Origin of the sequence: Paraflavitalea sp. CAU 1676, from assembly GCF_029223285.1 — a bacterium.
Classification (GTDB): Bacteria; Bacteroidota; Bacteroidia; order Chitinophagales; family Chitinophagaceae; genus Paraflavitalea.
Window position 1 is genome coordinate 515894 of sequence record NZ_JARHUJ010000009.1, and the last position, 18610, is coordinate 534503.

General features: G+C 49.4%; 14 protein-coding genes. 9 read left to right on the top strand and 5 right to left on the bottom strand.

Annotated features, from left to right (window positions below):
- The first annotated feature begins 174 nt into the window (after positions 1-174).
- The 3 genes from P2H89_RS29125 to P2H89_RS29135 all read left to right on the top strand — a co-directional run bounded on the left by P2H89_RS29125 (position 175) and on the right by P2H89_RS29135 (position 4994).
- Positions 175-3054 carry an insulinase family protein gene (locus P2H89_RS29125; protein ID WP_275833832.1) on the top strand — a complete coding sequence of 960 codons (2880 nt, stop codon included), beginning with the start codon at positions 175-177 and terminating at the stop codon, positions 3052-3054.
- A 411-nt stretch (positions 3055-3465) separates the two neighbouring features.
- Complete coding sequence (locus P2H89_RS29130; protein WP_275833834.1) at positions 3466-4275, top strand: M57 family metalloprotease; 810 nt, start codon at positions 3466-3468, stop codon at positions 4273-4275.
- Between the two features lie 194 nt (positions 4276-4469).
- Positions 4470-4994 (top strand): hypothetical protein, encoded by a 525-nt coding sequence (locus tag P2H89_RS29135; RefSeq protein ID WP_275833836.1) that lies wholly within the window; start codon positions 4470-4472, stop codon positions 4992-4994.
- Between the two features lie 90 nt (positions 4995-5084).
- Here P2H89_RS29135 and P2H89_RS29140 read toward each other — a convergent pair whose 3' ends face one another.
- Together P2H89_RS29140 and fbaA are read right to left on the bottom strand one after the other, a co-directional pair.
- Complete coding sequence (locus P2H89_RS29140) at positions 5085-6143, bottom strand: class I fructose-bisphosphate aldolase (RefSeq protein WP_275833838.1); 1059 nt, start codon at positions 6141-6143, stop codon at positions 5085-5087.
- A gap of 352 nt (positions 6144-6495) precedes the next feature.
- Positions 6496-7563, bottom strand: coding sequence for a class II fructose-bisphosphate aldolase (gene fbaA / locus P2H89_RS29145; protein WP_275833840.1), 1068 nt, complete (start codon positions 7561-7563; stop codon positions 6496-6498).
- A 324-nt stretch (positions 7564-7887) separates the two neighbouring features.
- On the opposite strand from fbaA, the gene P2H89_RS29150 reads away from it, so the two are divergent.
- The 5 genes from P2H89_RS29150 to P2H89_RS29170 all read left to right on the top strand — a co-directional run bounded on the left by P2H89_RS29150 (position 7888) and on the right by P2H89_RS29170 (position 10847).
- Positions 7888-8550, top strand: coding sequence for a hypothetical protein (locus tag P2H89_RS29150; protein ID WP_275833842.1), 663 nt, complete (start codon positions 7888-7890; stop codon positions 8548-8550).
- A 251-nt stretch (positions 8551-8801) separates the two neighbouring features.
- Complete coding sequence (locus P2H89_RS29155) at positions 8802-9320, top strand: 3'-5' exoribonuclease (protein ID WP_275833843.1); 519 nt, start codon at positions 8802-8804, stop codon at positions 9318-9320.
- 9 nt (positions 9321-9329) lie between these two features.
- Positions 9330-9734: a VOC family protein gene (locus P2H89_RS29160; protein ID WP_275833845.1), complete on the top strand. Its 405-nt coding sequence runs from the start codon at positions 9330-9332 to the stop codon at positions 9732-9734.
- A 55-nt stretch (positions 9735-9789) separates the two neighbouring features.
- Positions 9790-10368, top strand: coding sequence for a hypothetical protein (locus P2H89_RS29165; protein WP_275833847.1), 579 nt, complete (start codon positions 9790-9792; stop codon positions 10366-10368).
- Positions 10369-10574: 206 nt separating this feature from the next.
- On the top strand, positions 10575-10847 hold the full coding sequence (locus P2H89_RS29170) for a DUF4242 domain-containing protein (RefSeq protein WP_275833849.1): 273 nt from the start codon (positions 10575-10577) through the stop codon (positions 10845-10847).
- 2 nt (positions 10848-10849) lie between these two features.
- Here the strand turns inward: P2H89_RS29170 and P2H89_RS29175 are convergent, their stop codons facing one another.
- Entirely contained in the window at positions 10850-11941 is a 1092-nt protein-coding gene (locus P2H89_RS29175) for a hypothetical protein (protein ID WP_275833851.1), read from the bottom strand.
- Between the two features lie 78 nt (positions 11942-12019).
- Positions 12020-12805 carry a helical backbone metal receptor gene (locus P2H89_RS29180; protein WP_275833853.1) on the bottom strand — a complete coding sequence of 262 codons (786 nt, stop codon included), beginning with the start codon at positions 12803-12805 and terminating at the stop codon, positions 12020-12022.
- Between the two features lie 93 nt (positions 12806-12898).
- On the opposite strand from P2H89_RS29180, the gene P2H89_RS29185 reads away from it, so the two are divergent.
- Positions 12899-15265 carry an ABC transporter permease gene (locus tag P2H89_RS29185; protein WP_275833855.1) on the top strand — a complete coding sequence of 789 codons (2367 nt, stop codon included), beginning with the start codon at positions 12899-12901 and terminating at the stop codon, positions 15263-15265.
- A 990-nt stretch (positions 15266-16255) separates the two neighbouring features.
- On the opposite strand, the gene P2H89_RS29190 is transcribed toward P2H89_RS29185, so the two are convergent.
- A complete protein-coding gene (locus tag P2H89_RS29190) occupies positions 16256-18136 on the bottom strand; it encodes a T9SS type A sorting domain-containing protein (RefSeq protein WP_275833857.1) in 1881 nt (626 codons plus the stop codon).
- Positions 18137-18610 lie beyond the last annotated feature (474 nt).

Below are 18610 nucleotides of genomic sequence, written 5' to 3' on the forward strand. Positions count from 1 at the left end.
AATTAACAGGTGGACCGTACTAACGGTCCACCTGTTTCATGTAGAGCCCCTCCAGGTTACCCTGGCCAACGGGTAAATGGGTAAATAGGGTCATTTTTCAGGCATTTATATAAAAGGCTGTATTTTGTACAGGCGTACAGATAAATTTGTACCGACTAAAAAACCTACATGTTTATGAACAAACCCTTCAAGGCCATTGCACAGTGGCTATTGATCCTGGTAGTCACCATAACGGCCGGGCATACCTTCGCCCAGAATAGCCCGTTAGATCCGACTGCTAAGATCCCCGTCGATCCCAAGGTAAAGATCGGCAAGCTCGACAACGGACTCACCTTTTACATCCGCCAAAACAAAAAGCCCGAGCAGAAGGTAGAGCTTCGCCTCGTGCTCAATGCCGGCGCCATCAATGAAGACGACGACCAGCAGGGCCTCGCCCACATGGCCGAGCACATGGCCTTCAATGGTACCACGCACTTCAAAAAGAATGATATCGTATCCTTCCTGCAGAACATTGGTGTAGGCTTTGGCAACGACCTCAACGCGTATACCAGCTTCGACGAAACGGTGTACATCCTGCCCATACCCATCGACAAACCCGGCAACCTCGAAAAAGGGTTCCAGGTACTGGAAGACTGGGCGCACAATGTCACCTACCTCGATGATGATATCCAGAACGAAAAGCCCATCATCCTCGAAGAAAGCCGCCTCGGCAAGGGAGCCAACGACCGCATGTTCAAAAAGATCTATCCCCAGCTCTTTGCCGGCTCCAAATATGCCAAGCGCCTCCCCATCGGGATCGACAGCATCATTAAGAACTTCAAACCCGATGTGATCCGCCGCTTTTATAAGGACTGGTACCGGCCCAACCTGATGGCCGTGATCGTGGTAGGTGATATTGAACCCGCGAAAGCTGAAGCACTCGTGCGCAAGCATTTTGCCGGCCTCACCAACCCCGCCAATCCACGACCCCGTGAATATGCCAACGTGCCTGCCTATGCTTCTAACGAAGCGATGGTAGTAACCGATAAAGAAGCCACCAGTTACACGGTTTCCATCAACTATCCCGCCTTTAAAGAATCTCCTTCCAGTACGGTCGGCGATTACCGCAACTACCTGGTAAAACAGATGTTCGTGTCACTCACCAATCAGCGCCTGCAGGAGCTTACCCAAAAAGAGAACCCGCCATTCCTGTTTGGATCGGTTAGTTTCGGATCCTATGCACGCGGTTATGATGCCTTCGGTGCATTCGCGGCAGCTGGTACCGGCGATGTGAACAAAGCCCTCAGTGCCGTGGTAGAAGAGATAGAGCGCGTAAAGCGTTTCGGTTTCACAGCGGCCGAACTTGAGCGCGCCAAGAAGTCCATGCTCGCCAACTACGACCGCATGTACAACAACCGCGACAAAACCGAGAGCGACAATTATGTAGAAGAATACGTCAACAACTTCCTGCAGCAGGAGCCCATCCCCGGCATGGACAAGGAATATGAATATGCCAAAGGATTGGTACCCGGCATCAGCCTCGAAGAGGTCAATGCAGTATCGAAGAAGTTCAAAGATGATAAGAACCGCTTTGTGTATGTAACCGGACCCGAGCCCAAAGCCGGCGAAAAGCTTCCCGAAGGCAAAGACCTGCTTGCAGCCATCGAAGCCAAAGAAAAGGCCGATATCAAGCCTTACGAAGAAAAAGCAGTAGCGGCTACCCTCATCAGCAAAGAGCCCGCAGCCGGTAAAGTAGTAGCTAAGACAAAGAATGCCGCACTGGGTACCACCGAGCTGAAGCTTTCCAATGGAATCACCGTAACCCTGAAGTCGACCGATTTCAAGAACGACCAGATCCTCATGGGGGCTACCCGCCAGGGTGGTAAAAACAGCTATGGCCTGTCCGATAAATTCAATGCAGAATACGCAGTGCCGCTGGTAAGCACCATGGGCGTTGGTGAATTCTCGCCCACCGACCTGCGCAAAGCACTAGCTGGTAAAACGGCCAGCGTGAACCCGACCTTCTCGGCCATCTCAGAAGGCGTGCGCGGCAACTCCAGCGTAAAAGACCTGGAAACCATGTTCCAGCTTACCTACCTGTACTTTACAGCGCCCCGCAAGGATACCGCGCTTTTCCGTTCCTGGCAGCAGCGCAACAAGTCGCAGTTTGCGAACATCAGCGCCAATCCCCAGGCCGTGTTCTTCGATACGCTGAACAAGACCATGTACAATAACAACCCGCTGGCGCCGGTGATGGTGCCCAATTCAAGCTATTTCGATCAGGTAAACCTCGATCGCGCACTTGATATTTACAAAGAGCGCTTCGGCGATGCCAGCGGCATGAGCTTCACCTTCGTGGGCAGCTTTAAAGACGAAGAGATCATCCCCTATATCGAGAAGTATATCGCCAGTCTGCCTGCAACCGGTAAGAAGTTCGCCTTCGTCGACAACAAAGTGCGTCCCGTAACCGGCAATAAGCAGCTTACTGTTAATAAGGGTAAAGAAGAAAAGAGCATGATCCTTGCCTTCTACTCCGGCGAAGTGCCTTACACAGAAGACATGGACCTCAAAGCGCAGGCCATGAGTGAAGTGCTCAACATCCGCATCATTGAAGAACTGCGCGAAAAAGTGCAGGGCATCTACGGTGGCGGCACCAATGGCGGACTCGAAAAATATCCTTACACCAGCTACTCCTTCGTACTGCAATTACCTTGCGGCCCCGAGAAAGTAGATACGCTCCTTAAAGCGGTGAAAAAGGAATTTGTCGATATCGTAGCCAAGGGCCCCGATACCAGCTATCTAAACAAGGTAAAGATCCAATGGCTCGAGCAGAATAAGGTGAAGATGAAAGAGAACGGTACCTGGCTCGAAGGCCTGATGAGCATCAAGTTCAAGGGTGATGATCCAGATCGTTTCCTCCATGCCGAGAAGTACATCAACAAGCTTACGCCGAAAGATGTGCAGCAGGCAGCTAAACTGATCCTCGACGGTAAGAACCAGTTCTACGCGATCCAGATGCCCGAAAATTATGGCAACAAAACGCCGGGCAGCGGAGAACAGAAGAAAGGATTTTAAGCGTACGCTCATCCCTGAATGTCCGGGCAGGCGAAGTACACACAAGCCACCCGCAGGGTTGAGATAAATCAACATAACGCATCGTAAAAACCCTGATGATTGTCATTCGATCGTCAGGGTTTTTTAATTACCCAAAGACCCCCAAATAATATACCATTTGAGGCTCAATGTCAATACCCTGCTGCATTCGGTAATATGATCGAAAGGAGTAATGTCTTGCAACAGGGTTGCTATAAAATTGTTTTTATGTCTTCTTTTATACCATAACTTTCAAGTATAGCCGTGTCGTACTATTCTTTCCCCTAACGTTCCTGATTTTTTGGTAGCAATCTCTCCCAGCAATTATTGTGTGTAGTAAACCCTGCATACCTGTCATTCTATTTTTTGTTAACCAAAAAAATGCAAAAACGCATGAGAAATCTTCTAAAAGTGGCAGCATTATTTGCCCTGCTCGCTGGTGTATTTTTTTCTTGTAAGAAAACAGCCACCCAGGAATCGCCTGCACAACAGGATGAGATCTCCCAACAGGTGTTGGACAAGATCTATGAACTGGGTTTTGGCAACAAGAATGTCGTTAGGCATCCTGAAGGATACCTGGTAGAAGGCGACATCGTTATCTCCAACGAAGAATTGACCCAGGCGGTAGACCGCAAGTTGATCCGCGTGGGCGAAGAAGAACAGTACCGCACTACCAGAACGGTTACCGGTCTTCCCCGCACCATCTCTATTCGCGTAAATTCATCACTGCCTTCCCGCTACATTACAGCAGTAGATGGAGCAATTGCCCGCTACAATGCATTGGGGCTGTTGCTCACCTTCACCCGCGTTACATCGGGCGGCAATATCGTGATCAACCCTGCACCATCGGGAGCAGGCTACCTGGCATCAGCCGGTTTCCCTACCGCCAGTGGCAATCCTTATGGATCGGTACTGGTGAACAGGAGTTACCTGGATACCTGGAACATCAACACGGTGATCTCTATTATTGCTCATGAAGTGGGTCATTGCATCGGCTATCGCCACACTGACTATGCCAACCGCGCGTACAGCTGCGGCGGCTCTGCGGTTAACGAAGGTCAGGCAGGCGTTGGCGCCATACATATACCTGGCACACCCACAACCAATGCAGTGGCTGGTTCCTGGATGCTGGCCTGTATCGGCAACGGCGTAAACCGTCCCTTCATCAGCAGTGATATCACTGCACTCACTTACCTTTATTAAAATCCCCCTGCAGGATTTACTATACAAAGGCCGGCGCGCAGCGACGGCCTTTCTTATGCCCATGCGATAGCTTAGGAAAAGTTAAAAGCCTCATCCACTCAACCTCAATCTGTTAAGGAATCCTGTATTAACAAATCCTCAATACAAAGAGGCATATGGTTTGGATTTAAAACAGCAGACCAAATCATTACATTATGAAACGTATAGGGATCGTCTTATTGCTGGTATCCGCACTCACCTCCGCATCCCAGCTTGCCAACGCACAGGTTAGTGTAAGCGTTAACATCGGTACCCAGCCCATGTGGGGCCCCGTAGGGTACGATCGTGCCGATTATTATTACCTCCCCGATGTAGAAGCGTATTATTATGTGCCCCGCCGTCAATTCATTTACCTCGACGCCGGTCGGTGGATCTTCGCCGCCAACCTGCCCGGCAGGCATTGCAACTACGACCTCTACAGCGGCTACAAAGTAGTCATTAACGAACCGCGTCCTTATGAGCATTTCTACTACCACCGCGACCACTATTCCCGCTATCGCAATTACCGCGATCGCCAGGTGTGCATCCGCGACCGCGGACCCCGCTACGATGATCGTCGCTACGACGACCGCTACGAGCGCCGGAGCTCTTACCGCGACCACGATGATGATCGCGGACGGGGAAGAGGTCATGGACATGGCCACGGACATGGAAAAGGTCATTGGAAAGACAGGGACTAAAAACGCCTTTCAGGATCAAATGGGATATAGACTCAACAAGAAGGCCCCTCCCGCAAGCTTGCGGGACGGGGCCTTTCTCATAATCATGCATTACGCCACGGTAATGTCTTTATCGAGATAAACATCCTGCGTTGATTGCAGCAGTTCCACTCCTTCTTTAAAAGGCCGCTGAAACGCTTTGCGGCCCAGTATCAAACCCATACCACCTGCCCGCTTATTGATCACGGCCGTATATACCGAATCCTGCAGATCGCTCGTACCCTTGCTCTCGCCGCCACTATTGATCAAACCTACCCGGCCGCTGTAGCAGTTCAGCACCTGGTAGCGGCAAAGATCGATCGGATGATCGGAGGTCAGCTTCTCATACACCAGCGGAGAGGTTTTACCATGCTTGGTAGCCAGGTAACCGCCGTTATTGGTAGGCAATTTTTGTTTGATGATATCAGCCTGCAGCGTAACGCCGAGGTGGTTCGCCTGGCCGGTAAGGTCGGCAGACGTATGATAGTCCACGCCATCTACCTTGAAGCCATTGTTGCGGGTATAGCACCATAGGATGGTAGCCATGCCCAGCTCATGCGCCAATTCAAAGGCCTCCGCCACTTCTTTCAATTGACGCGCGCTTTCTGCAGAGCCCCAATAGATGGTAGCACCGACAGCGACTGCCCCCATATTCCACGCACTCTTTACCGTGCCAAACATGGTTTGGTCGTAGCGGTTGGGCAAACTCAAAAATTCATTGTGGTTGATCTTGACAATAAAAGGAATGCGGTGCGCATATTTGCGGCTCATGATGCCCAGTACGCCATAGGTCGAGGCAACACCATTGCAACCACCTTCGATCGCCAGCTTCACGATGTTCTCAGGATCGAAATAGATGGGGTTGGGGGCAAAGGCCGAGCCGCCGCTGTGTTCTATGCCCTGGTCAACCGGAAAGATGCTGCAATAGCCTGTATTGGCCAGCCGGCCATGGCCCAGTAAGGTTTGAATACTCCGCAAGGTTTGGTTATTGCGGTTGCTGTTGATCCAGCTGTGCTCCACATGATCGGGAGAGGGGAGGGACAAGGTAGATTTGTCGACGGTCTTACACTGATGATCCAATAAGAAGCTGGCTTTGTCGCCCAGCAGATCTGTAATTTTCTTCGATGGCATGACAAGTAGATTATTTATAAATAGAAATAAACACACAGCATGGGCCGCATGCGTTTGTGCAGATCGGGCACACCACTACGGCATCGGTAAAAATCAGGGTGGTCAAAGATAAAAGGGGAGCATGGCATTGGCAACCGGAGCAGGCAGCGGGAGGCAAAAGACCGGTATATGAAAATAAACAAAAAGTCCCGCTTGTGGCGGGACTTTTAAACGAACTACTCATTCTGTTAACGGGCGTTTAAGTGAACAACCCGATCGGTGAATGAATTATAAATCTCTGGCATCGGTTAAATCGAGCGAAATAGATCGCTTCGGCAACCTATTCACCGGTCATAAACCGCTGAGCAATGTATTAAGCGTTACGGTTGATACAGTTCAGGTCTTCGAAAGCTACTTCCAGGCGCTTGATAAAGGTTTCTTCTCCTTTACGCAGCCATACGCGTGGATCGTAGTGCTTCTTGTTGGGCTTGTCGGCACCATCGGGGTTGCCGAGCTGGCCTTGCAGAAACGCTTCGTTCTTTTTGTAGTTACCCAGGATGCCTTCCCAGAAAGCCCACTGCAGGTCGGTATCGATGTTCATCTTGATGGCACCGTAGCCGATCGCTTCGCGGATCTGGTGTTGGGGCGAACCGCTACCACCGTGGAATACGAAGTAAACGGGCTTGGGACCAGTCTTCAGGGTCTTTTCAATATAGTCCTGGCTATTCTTCAGGATCTCGGGACGCAGCTCCACGTTGCCGGGGCTGTATACACCATGCACGTTACCGAAGGCGGCAGCTACACTGAAGAGACGGCCAACCTTGCTCAGTTCTGTATAAGAATAAGCAACGTGTTCGGGTTGCGTGTACAATTTATCGTTTTCGATACCGCTGTTGTCAACGCCATCTTCTTCACCGCCGGTTACGCCGAGTTCGATCTCGATCGCCATACCCAGGGGCTGCATGCGTTTAAAGAATTCAACAGAAGTATGGATGTTCTCTTCGATAGGCTCTTCAGAGAGGTCGAGCATGTGTGAGCTGAACAGGGGCTGACCTTTCTCTTTATAGAATTGTTCGCCGGCGTCGATCAGACCGCTTACCCAGGGCAGCCATTTCTTGGCAGCGTGGTCGGTATGCAGTACAACAGGAACGCCGTAGTATTTGGCCACGTTGTGGATGTGCAGGGCGCCGGAGATACCACCCGAAATATTGGCTTGCAGTTTGTCGTTGGGCATGCCTTTACCAGCGATGAACTGGGCGCCGCCGTTCGAAAACTGAACGATAACTGGAGAGTTAACTTTTGCAGCGGCTTCCAGGGTAGCATTGATGGTGTTGGTACCGATGGTGTTTACAGCTGGAAGAGCAAACTGATTCTCTTTTGCGTCTTTATAGAGGGCTTCCAATTCTTCTCCAAAAAGGACCCCGGCTTTATATTTTGCCATAATTCTGGTGTTTTGCTATTATTTAGTTAATAAGTAGTACTGGTTGTTAGTAATTATTCAAGAAAAAGGGTTAATTCCTGATAATTCGCCGCGAAGATAAGGAAACTCGGCGGCAACTCCCACCCCGCAGGCAGGATACCGCAGGATGCGGTAAAAACAGTCCTCCCCGGCATCGCAAGGCGAAGGCAGTCAAACCATCCGTAATACCGCTAAAAAGCAGGAAAACAACTCCTTGTCCAATAAAATATGCCTTTGGTGATGGGTTACTTGAAGGTCCGGGAAGGAATTAATATTTTGAGGCCAAACACTAAACCTATCATACGAATGAAATATGGAATGATGCTGGCGATCCTGGTTAGTTTTGCCGGCTGCGAATCTGCCCCTAAGCCAATAGAGACAAAACAGGTTGAACGCCCTACAAAGTATAAGCCCCTGCTGAATAAGTTCAAGACGCTCAACTTCGATACCCTGCATGTATATTCCTCCTACGAACAGCAGTATGAATACAGTGGTGTTGCATTGGATAGCCAGAGTATAAAGTTATTGCCATGGCCATTGTCCGAAAACCGGTTCCAGGAAGGAAGTATGGGCGTATTTGCCATCGGGCAGTTTGAGATCGACAGCAATAAAGTAGGGTTGATTGCAAGAACTCCTGGCGATTATGAAGAAACATCTATCAAGTTGCTGTTACTGGATAAAGCGAGGGATACGATTTCCGAATCAATAGAGCTGGGAGAAAGCTGGGGAGATGCCGGCGATATAGCCACCAAAGATGCCTGGTTGTACAAAACCAAAGACAGGAAGTGGCAGGCGTACATCTGGATGATGAATGCGCATGATAACAGTGTCGATGACCCTAAGGACACAACGGTGGTGGAGGAGCATTTTTATTACCTGGTTGACTTCAGCAACAAATCATTCGATACCATCTCTACCGGCGAGAACGCTTCCAGGAGTTTTAAACATCTTCATAAGGCTACGCGCTAGATCCTTGCGCGGGAAATCGTACATTTAGGAATGGAACTACGCCTGATCGTTATACGCTCACCAAATCCGCAACAACTTGCTGAGTTTTACGGGCTGCTGGGTTTTTCATTCGAGTATCACAAGCACGGTAGTTCGCCTTATCACTACGGTACTCGCATAGGTTCGGCAGTACTGGAAATTTACCCATTGGCATCCGGCAATCACTTAGAGCCAACATAAAATATTAACTCATTAAACTAACCCAACATCCTATGGCCTATATCATGGTCGATATCGAAAGCGATGGCCCCATCCCGGGCGATTATTCGATGATCTGCTTCGGCGCCGTCCTGGTGCAGGATGGACTCGATAAAACATTCTACGGACAACTGAAACCCATTTCCGATAAGTTCATTCCGGAAGCCCTCGCAGTTTCCGGCTTTACCCGTGAGCAAACCCTCGCATTCGATGACCCCAAAACAGTGATGGAGAACTTCGGCGCCTGGCTAAAAGCCCATGTAAAGGACCGCCCCGTATTCATCAGCGACAACAATGGTTTCGATTGGATGTTCATCTGCTGGTACTTCCACCACTTTACAGGAGCAAACCCATTTGGACATAGTTCTTACAACCTGGGAAGCCTTTACAAAGGACTGGTTAAAGACACCTTCCAGAACTTCAAGCACCTGCGCAAAACCACCCACACCCACCATCCCGTAGATGACGCCAAAGGCAATGCAGAAGCATTGTTAACTTTGAAGAAAGAATACGGGTTGAAAATAAAGCTATAATCAACATTCATGACACTCGAACACGTAGCCATCTGGACCAGTCAGCTCGAAGCACTGAAAGAATATTACATCAAATACTTTGGCGCCGTGCCAAACGATAAATACACCAACGAAAAGAAGCAGTTCCAAAGCTACTTCCTCAGCTTTCAATCGGGCGCCCGCCTCGAGATCATGAGCCGACCCGATATTCCGGAAAACAAAAATGATACCGTTCAGGCACAATACCTCGGCATCATTCACCTGGCCTTTGGGGTAAACACCCTGCAGGAGGTCGATGCGAAAGCAAAGCAATTGCAGGAGGACGGTTTCCCGATTCTAAGCGGCCCCCGCAAAACAGGCGATGGCTATTACGAATTTGAAACCCTCGACCCCGACAATAACCGGCTGGAAGTAACCTGCGTATATCACGAGTAACCATCTGGTCCTAAAAAAATAAACCCTTCACCGAAAACTATGTCTTATGAAATGTATGCTGCTTAGCCTCCTCCTTTTTTGCGTCGCAGAACCAAAGGATTTGCCCGATGTTTGGACTAAGATTGAAACCACTCAGGTGAAAGGGGAAGATGTCGAGGTATTTTTTTGCGACTTCTGGGCTGTGATCGGCAAAACCCAGCCAGATCTGTTTCATATAAAGGGAGATGCCTTTGTCAAAGAAGCCCAGAAGATCCAGCAACAGCTACCCACCTATGTCGTGAAGAGAAAGACCTCAAATGCCGACAGTGTTTTATATTATGTGCTGCGGCACAATGTCGAAAAAAAAGAAGATCCTTTTCCATTTGATATTGAAGTGGTCAGGGTTGCCAAAGAGTTTCCGCTTCAAAGCCTCGAGAATCGAAGCAACTATCGGCAATATATTGACACCATCTTACATGCACCGGGTTGTCGCAGCTACCTGCTGTGCGAACACCATTGCCTGATCCAGGCTTTGAAAGACAAAGAGAAAATCATCGGGAGTGGCATGCCGGTCACAGAAGGAATTATAACCAGGGTGCTGCCGTATAAAAGCATCAAAGCCAGCTTCTTTAATTCCCTGGAAACCTTATTCTGATCAGCTGCTGGCTGCTGCCGGGGTAGTCCTCCCTCTATTGTCAGTTAATTCCTTACCTTTAATAAAGCAATCATCCCTTTCAATACCGCCTTTCATAGACTATAATTCCGCCTATTACAGCAACACTATCACCCACCCAAACACTTATCCGGCAATACTTCCGGCCCGATGAAATCATGGAATTGCCATTCCTTAAAATCATCTATATGCCAAAGTATGTCATTGAAAGAGAGATACCCGGCGCCGGCAGTATGACGCCCGAACAAATGAAAGCCGTATCACAAACCTCCTGCGGCGTGTTGTCTAAAATGGGATCAGAGATACAATGGGTCAACAGCTTCGTTACCCCCGACAAGATCTATTGCATTTACATTGCGCCCAACGAAGAAATGGTCCGGGAGCATGCCCGGCAGGGAGGTTTTCCCGCCAACTCAGTCAGCAAGGTCATGGCGATGATCGATCCCACAACGGCAGAATAGCCTTAATCCTCAAACTTGCCCAGGTTCTTCTGGATCAGTGCGAGGTTCTTTTGCAGGGTCTGTTTCAACTGGCGCTTTACCAGTTGCCCCATTGAATTGCTTTTGAAGAAGGCCGGACTATGGAAGTACTGGCCCAGCTCCGTTTTTAGTTGTTGTAACTTCTCAGGCGTTGATATTTTGTCGCGCGACATGATGTTCAGCAAGTCCATCAGGCGGAAGCGTGTTGAAGCAACCCGGAAGGCCATCATGGTCCTTTCTTCCGCCTGGTATTGCTCGATCGATTCCCGGTTCAGGTATCGGCTGCACAGGTTGACCAGCTCGATATTCTCCTTGAAGAATTGAGGCAGGTACAGGTTCTTCCGGCCCTCGTACGATTGCTGGTCGAAATCGATGGCCCTGATACGGTATTGATAATCCTCGATATCGGGCGTAATGTCCACCACGAAATTGTACGAACGCATATCGCCCAGCAGCCGCACAAAACAGCGCTCATTGAACTTCACAAACTCTTTGGCCAACCTGATCTTATTCGTCGCCGTATCGCTCAGGTGATTCTTGATAAATACATCACCAGGAATACCGGGAATATGTTCCTCCACCAGCGTATTGCTATGGGTGAGGTACGTGATACGGTTGGGAGAAAGCAGGTGCTCCAGCTCCAGGCCATAGATGCGCGAAGCATCGGCGATCTTGATATAGTAGTGGTCGTAGTTGTCGTTGAATTTGTTGATGATGCGGATGCGGAAAGGATTGGAGTTCCCAAAGCTGCAATAGTCGATACGTGCCACATCGAGGTGGGCCGTAAAAGTAAGGTCGCCTTCTGTTTTCAGGAACGCATACATTTTAATTAACCCTTCCCTGATGTATTCCCAGTCGCGCATATCGTACAGCACTTTTTCCCAATGGGTGTCTTTGCCGTTCTTGTCTTTCAGCGGGATGGAATAGGTTATGCGCAAAAGGTCGTTATACGATACAGGAAGCTTCACCTCACGGCCGTGGATCTTCAGGTATTGCCGCAGTGCATCCTGCACAGGAAACATTGGCTTCTTGCGTGATGGCTTATTGCTTTCTTCGGGCGTAAAATCGTACGTCAATGCTGAATGTTTATAGCGTTAACTCAATGAGCACGGATGTTCCTTTGCCGGCTTGCGAATGTACATCCAATTTCTCTTTCAGCGAAGACGCTGGAAAAGCTCACTGAAGTAAGCGGGTGCGTGCAGCAGCCTGCTGCCATACCAGCTGAAATACTCGCCGTCTGCCAGTAAAATGCGGGTATCAGGAAGTTGTGATTGCAGCTCATCGATGTGTTTTTCTTTGAAAGGGTAGGGCTCCGATGATAACAGCAATAGCTCGCAGCCAGCCGCTCGCAATTCATCTACGGTAATAGCGGGATATCGAAGCCGGTCGCCGAAAACATTCAGGAAGCCGCAGCGCGATAGCTGATCATGAATAAAAGTATCATGGCCAACCGTCATATAAGGGTCTTTCCAGATGAGGTAGGCCGTGCGCAAGGGGCGGGGAGAAGCGATGAGTTTCGAATAACCTGTGGTGATCCGTTCAGCTAATTCAGAGGCCTCATCAGCCTTGCCGGTCAGCGATCCAATGGACCTGATCATCGACAGTGCATCCTCAAGGGTATTCACGTCACTGATCCATACCGGGTACCTGTCTGCCAGGGCTTCCACCTGCTCGCGCACATTCTCTTCTTTATTGGCAATGATCAGGTCGGGCTGCAACGATGCCACAATATCCGGGTGAACATTTTTGGTGCCGCCTACACGGCGTTTGCTCCGGAACCAGGGCTCCGGGTGCACACAAAATTTCGTAATGCCAACCACTTCCGCTTCGAGTCCCAGCGACCACAACAGTTCTGTTTGAGAGGGTACGATCGAAACAATCCGCCGGGGCTGGGCCGGCAGGTCAATGGTCCTGTTCAACTGATCGGTGAAAATGGGCATCCCCAAAACTAAGCCAGGTTGTTCGAAAAAAATACCCGCAGGTTTTATGGAATAAAGGACAAGCTGCATCTACCTGTTTCCAACACCATACTTATGATCAAAAACTACCTGATTGTCGCCTGGCGCCAACTTATCAGGAACCGGCAATTCACCCTCATAAATCTGTTGGGCCTTTCTACCGGCCTGGCCTGTACCCTGCTTATTGTACTGTGGGTGCAGGACGAAAGAAGCATCGATCGATTCCATCAAAACAATGATCAGCTGTACCAGGTCATGGAAAACCGGTCGGTCAATGGCGGCATACTCACCTCGGGCGAAACTGCTCCCCAACTGGCCGAAGCCCTCAAAACCGCCATGCCCGAAGTGCAGGCTGCTGCCGTCACCACGCCCGAAACCTGGTTTCCGCGGGTAGTGCTGTCGGCAGGACCGGTAAATACAAAGGCAGCCGGCTTGTTTGCCAGCCGCGATTATCTCGATGTGTTCACGTATCCACTGGTAAAGGGTTATCCATCGCAGGTGTTGGCCAACAAAGAAGGCATCGTCATCTCGCAAGCGCTGGCACAACGTCTGTTCAAAGGAGCGGAACAGGCCATGGGACAAACCATTTCCTGGCAGCTCGGTGAAACCCGTTACAACAGTCAGGTAACGGGCATACTCAGGAATTGTCCGGCCAACTCTTCCATTCAGTTCGATTTCCTGTTGCCATTCGATCAGTTTAATGTAATCATGAAAATGGGAAAGGAACTTTCTACCGGTGGGCCGTTCCATACCTATCTGGTGTTAAAAGAAGGCGTATCGCCACAGGCATTCAGTGAAAAGTTAGGCCAGTTCATGATGAAACATAGCCAGGGGCAGCAACGGGAAATGTTCCTGCGGACTTATGGCGATAGCTACCTGTATGGGCAGTACGAAAACGGAAAACCTACCGGAGGCCGCATCAGCTATGTACGACTCTTCTCCCTCATTGCGCTTTTCATCCTCCTGATGGCTTGCATCAATTTCATCAATCTGGCAACCGCCAAAACTGCCGGCCATCTCAAAGAGATCGGCATACGCAAAACACTCGGAGCCGGCAGGGCATCGCTCATTTTGCAATACCTCATGAGCTCAGGGTTGCTGGTATTGGCCGCGATGGGCATAGCCCTCCTGTTCGTGATATTGTTGCTGCCCGCATTTAACCATATTACCGGCAAAGCACTTCATCCGGGCTGGGATACCAGCTTCATCAGTAGTTGTGCAGCAATAGTGATAATAACAACGTTGCTATCGGGCGCTTATCCGGCTTTTTACCTCTCGGGATTCAGGCCGGTAGCAGTACTGAAAAAAGCGTTGCCCGTACTGGCGCCAGGTTCGTTTGGGCTACGCCGCTCCCTGGTCGTCTTTCAATTCTCGGTTTCTGTATTACTGATCGTTGGTGTTATCGTGGTGTATCGCCAGTTGAAATACCTGCAGACCCATGCTCCTGGCTTTGATAAGGAACAGGTACTGTATTTTGATGCCGAAGGACGAATACCCGGCAGCCTGGATGCGTTCCTCGATCAGGTAAGGTTATTACCGGGCGTAACAAGTGCAGCAGCGATGACGGGTAGTGTGCTCGGAGGCCCGTCAGCAGGTAATCGTGTATGGATAAACGGAAAAGAAGAAGTAGTGCCGTTCAGGCCGTTTCTTGTCAATTATGAAGCGATCGAAACATTGGGTATAGCCATGAAAGAGGGACGCCCTTTTTCACCGGCCTATGGGTTGGATACAGGCAGGATCATTTTCAATGAGGCTGCCATCCAACTCATGGGCATTCAGGATCCCATCGGTAAAATAGTGGAGATGGATGGAGTTAAAAAAGAGATCATCGGCGTTGCCCGCAATTTTCATTTTCAATCCCTGCATGAAGCCATCAAGCCATTGTTCTTTAAGTTCGACAGGCAGAACGATATGGTTATGGTAAAAATGCAGCCAGGCAAAGACGGGGAAGCTATTCGTGCTCTGCAGCATTTTTGCGAAAGCTATAATCCGGGTTATCCCTTCAATTATCGCTTCCTGGATGCCGATTACCAGGCGCAATACACATCCGAACAACGGGTAGCTGCGCTTGCGCAGTATTTTGCCATACTCGCCATACTCATCGCCTGTTTGGGATTGTACGGACTGGCAGCTTTTACCGCCGAAAAAAAGCGGAAGGAAATTGGCATTCGCAAGGTGCTTGGGGCTACCACTGCACAGCTTGCCATGCTGTTGTCAAAAGATTTTCTCCGTACCGTTGCCATCGCATTGATCATCGCGTTACCGCTGGCCTGGTGGTTGGGCAATAGCTGGTTGGCCGGTTTCGCCTGGCATATACCGCTTTCGGGCGACATATTCCTGGCCACAGGCATGGCAGTGATGCTGCTGACAGTATTAACGGTCAGTGTACAGGCTATACGCGCATCGATGGTAAACCCGGTAAAAAATCTGGATGCTGAATAATGAAAACGGAACGGCGATCAACTAAATAAATAATGAAAGGAGTGAACTGGTGAGAGTGGTGTTCCGGAAACCGGCGAGGAGACCGCTGCTGCCTCCTGCTAAAATGAATAAGGTTCATCTAGCAGGAGGGTATTGGAATTTGCAGGCGGTTCTTAACACACAGGAATTGGAACTCTTTGGTTTCTTTTCGGACGTTGGATCTTACTGGACGGTTTTTCTAAGGATACGATGAATTTGGTTTCTTTCGGACAATTGGACTTCTGGACGGTTTGACTTGGACTTAGGACATTGGTTTTTTCACAGGCTGGACGGCAATCGTTTGGACATTGGACTATTGGACATTTGGATTTCAAAGACAAAAAAAAGAAGTTGATTGATACTGGATTTTAGGATTTTCCTGGATATTGGATATTGTAACTGGTCTTTTCCTGGATATTGGAATGATTGATAAGCTATCAATCAACTTCGAATACAAAGATATATCCACAAAGAAATGTTAACAAGAGCAATACTTCTCGATTTAAAAAATTCGGTATTTACTGCAGGTATCGTAAGTGTTTCAGTGGGTTACTAGTATAGTAACGAGGTAGGTGTAGGAAAAATACGAGGTTAGGGCCAGATTGGTCCGTTTTGGTTGATCCCTGTCAAATTTTGAATAAGGAAGTTACAGGTTATCCACATGCCAACAGCTATATTAAAAAGATTTAATCCGTTGAGCTCTCCCGTTATTTAAGGTTACTCACCGTCGATTCAGGGGCACTCGGCGAATAAACTTTCAAGCCGCGGGTTTCCACAACATCTTTGTATCGGTTTATGTAAGGAACCCTTTTTAACCCCCTAAACAATCAGGTGTTTCTGTTAATCCGAACATTCATGGAATCAGATCTCAGATGGTCTGTACACTTTGTCTCTGATTAAAAGATTTTCCCCCTAAGTGGGCCGGTTAGTGATAACCGGCCCATTTTATTCGGGGAAACTTCTTCTTGCAAATTACCGGCCAGTTTTTAAAAACCGTCCCTTAAACACCGGTTGTTTTTTTCCCGCCTTCGTCAATTGCAAATAATACATACCGTTAGGAAGCGTTCCCAGCGGCTGGCTGATGATGTTTGAGCCGCGTTGAACCGTTACGGTAGCCGACAACACTGTACGACCGTTGGCATCGTACACCGCCAACCGCAATGGAGTGTTCTCCTCGCTGTGAAGTTCCACCATTAGCTGGTCGCGGACCGGGTTGCCCAATATGCTGCCGGCGCGTTGATCATCGTTACCCGCAACACGGACCATACGGGAGATCGTGCGTTTATCATTAATATCTACAGCGATGATCCTGTAAAAGGCTATGGACTGGTGCAACAGGGCGCGATCATCCCTGTATTGATAACGATCCATATTATCCCGGTAAGGGATCGAGGCAATCGCCTGAAAGGAGGAACCGTCATTGCTTTTCTCCACAATGAATTGTTTGCCTTCGGGATTGGGTTCAATCACCCAATCCAGCAAAGCGTCTTCTCCATTCCTTCGGCCATCGAATTGCAGGAAGTGGATCGGCAGCGTACCACTCGCGCTCACCAGGGTTAGCCAAACCGACCGTGGCCAGGGATTGCCTGGCGCAGAACCGTCATTCGAGTTGGCCTGCCCCAGCATCAGGAAATTATTGGGGGAGAGCTCTATCACCTGCATACCCCAGTCATTGAGGGTGCCGCCAACACATTTCTGCCATTCCAGGCTGCCATTATCCCGCAGTTTAAGCAGCCAGCCATCATGTTCACCATAACTCGATTCAATATCTCCATGATCACCACCCAGGGTTTCGGCAGTACACGCGGCAATAAATCCGCCATCACTCGTAGGTTCAATGCCATAGGCCAGATCGGCGATCACCCCACCGTATGCCCGCTTCCATACTATGCCGCCCGTATTGTCTATACGCAGGAACCAGCAGTCCGTATCGCCATTGTTGCTGGGTACATCCCCATCTCCGGAATAGGTGTAGCCGGCAATCACAAAGCCACCCGGCGCTTCACAAATACCCAGCACATAATCTTCGTCGGTGCCCCCATAACATTTACTCCATACGATAACTCCTGTATTATTCATTTTTGCCACCCAATAGTCGTACCGGTTCACGTTGTGGTTGCCGCTTACATCGCCATCATTACCCCGCGAACACATCGCCAGCATATAACCTCCGTCGGCCGTGAGTACGAAATTCCCAAACAATTCGTGGTCTGTGCTGCCGATGCAACGCTGCCATTGAATGGCACCGCCATTATCCAGCTTCACGATCCAGGCATCGCGGTTGCCATGCGAAATGCCCACATCGCCCGTATTGCTCGACTGGGTGGTGCCCGCCAGCAGAAAACCTCCATCCGGCGTTTGTCTGATCTTGAAGTCCGATTCGTCATTGGCCCCACCATAGGTCTTTGCCCATTGAATAGCGCCTGCACCAGTCAGTTTTACCACAAAAGCGTCCCAGCCGCCATGATTAACCGTAATATCGCCGTTGGTTGACTGGGTAACCCCCACTACGATATAGCCGCCATCGGCTGTTTGCTGAATACTGGTGCCCCCCGTTCCGTTGCCGGAGGCAAGGTCTGCTCCACTGCCGCCAAGACATTTTTGCCACGTTACGCCATAAGTGGCATCCAGCTTTACCACCCATAGGTCCGACGACCCGCCTTTATAGTCGCTCACGATCCCGCCATTGGCATGTATCACGCCAAGCAGGATATAGCCGCCGTCGCTGGTCTTTACGAAACTTTGACCGCCTGCACCGGCGGCATTACCATAAAATTTGTTGAGGGTAACAATGGGTTGAGCCATAGCACCCACGGAAAAGCACAATAAGCAGAGGCCAATAATTCTTTTCATAGTATGAAGAATGATTAATAGACAACAGGAAGCACACGGAAACAAGAGGAGGGTGTATCGAAAGAGGGTGAAGAGGGGCGAAGGTATAGGTATGCATCCAACCCAACAGGCATTAGTTGCTCAAATGGCGTTATTGACTGTTCGAAATGCAGATTAGGCAGCGCAAATGTCTGAGCCTCGTTCGTTTCTTATTCATGATTTGTTCGCTCCTTCTTCGGTATTTTCTTAGGATCATGCGCTTTAACAGCGAATCAGGTACGAACGATTTCCGGACGAGGTATACCTGATGAGTAGCGTAAGAATAGTGCAGTCAATAAGAAGGTACGCAGGAGGTGGATAAGGGAGCGGCCCTGTCCTTTGCTAAAATAACTATACAGGTTTCCGGTGATGTCTAAAAGGGTTATACAGTAAAATAACCCTGTCTAAAGTAGTTATACAATGTTAGATAATTTCTTGCTTATTTGACTATACAGG

What these genes read in the sequence shown, in the direction of transcription:
- P2H89_RS29125 (WP_275833832.1), top strand. Translation starts at nt 175, where the DNA reads ATGAACAAACCCTTCAAGGCCATTGCACAGTGGCTATTGATCCTGGTA.
- P2H89_RS29130 (WP_275833834.1), top strand. Translation starts at nt 3,466, where the DNA reads ATGAGAAATCTTCTAAAAGTGGCAGCATTATTTGCCCTGCTCGCTGGT.
- P2H89_RS29135 (WP_275833836.1), top strand. Translation starts at nt 4,470, where the DNA reads ATGAAACGTATAGGGATCGTCTTATTGCTGGTATCCGCACTCACCTCC.
- P2H89_RS29140 (WP_275833838.1), bottom strand. Translation starts at nt 6,143, where the DNA reads ATGCCATCGAAGAAAATTACAGATCTGCTGGGCGACAAAGCCAGCTTC.
- fbaA (WP_275833840.1), bottom strand. Translation starts at nt 7,563, where the DNA reads ATGGCAAAATATAAAGCCGGGGTCCTTTTTGGAGAAGAATTGGAAGCC.
- P2H89_RS29150 (WP_275833842.1), top strand. Translation starts at nt 7,888, where the DNA reads ATGAAATATGGAATGATGCTGGCGATCCTGGTTAGTTTTGCCGGCTGC.
- P2H89_RS29155 (WP_275833843.1), top strand. Translation starts at nt 8,802, where the DNA reads ATGGCCTATATCATGGTCGATATCGAAAGCGATGGCCCCATCCCGGGC.
- P2H89_RS29160 (WP_275833845.1), top strand. Translation starts at nt 9,330, where the DNA reads ATGACACTCGAACACGTAGCCATCTGGACCAGTCAGCTCGAAGCACTG.
- P2H89_RS29165 (WP_275833847.1), top strand. Translation starts at nt 9,790, where the DNA reads ATGCTGCTTAGCCTCCTCCTTTTTTGCGTCGCAGAACCAAAGGATTTG.
- P2H89_RS29170 (WP_275833849.1), top strand. Translation starts at nt 10,575, where the DNA reads ATGCCAAAGTATGTCATTGAAAGAGAGATACCCGGCGCCGGCAGTATG.
- P2H89_RS29180 (WP_275833853.1), bottom strand. Translation starts at nt 12,805, where the DNA reads ATGCCCATTTTCACCGATCAGTTGAACAGGACCATTGACCTGCCGGCC.
- P2H89_RS29185 (WP_275833855.1), top strand. Translation starts at nt 12,899, where the DNA reads ATGATCAAAAACTACCTGATTGTCGCCTGGCGCCAACTTATCAGGAAC.
- P2H89_RS29190 (WP_275833857.1), bottom strand. Translation starts at nt 18,136, where the DNA reads ATGAAAAGAATTATTGGCCTCTGCTTATTGTGCTTTTCCGTGGGTGCT.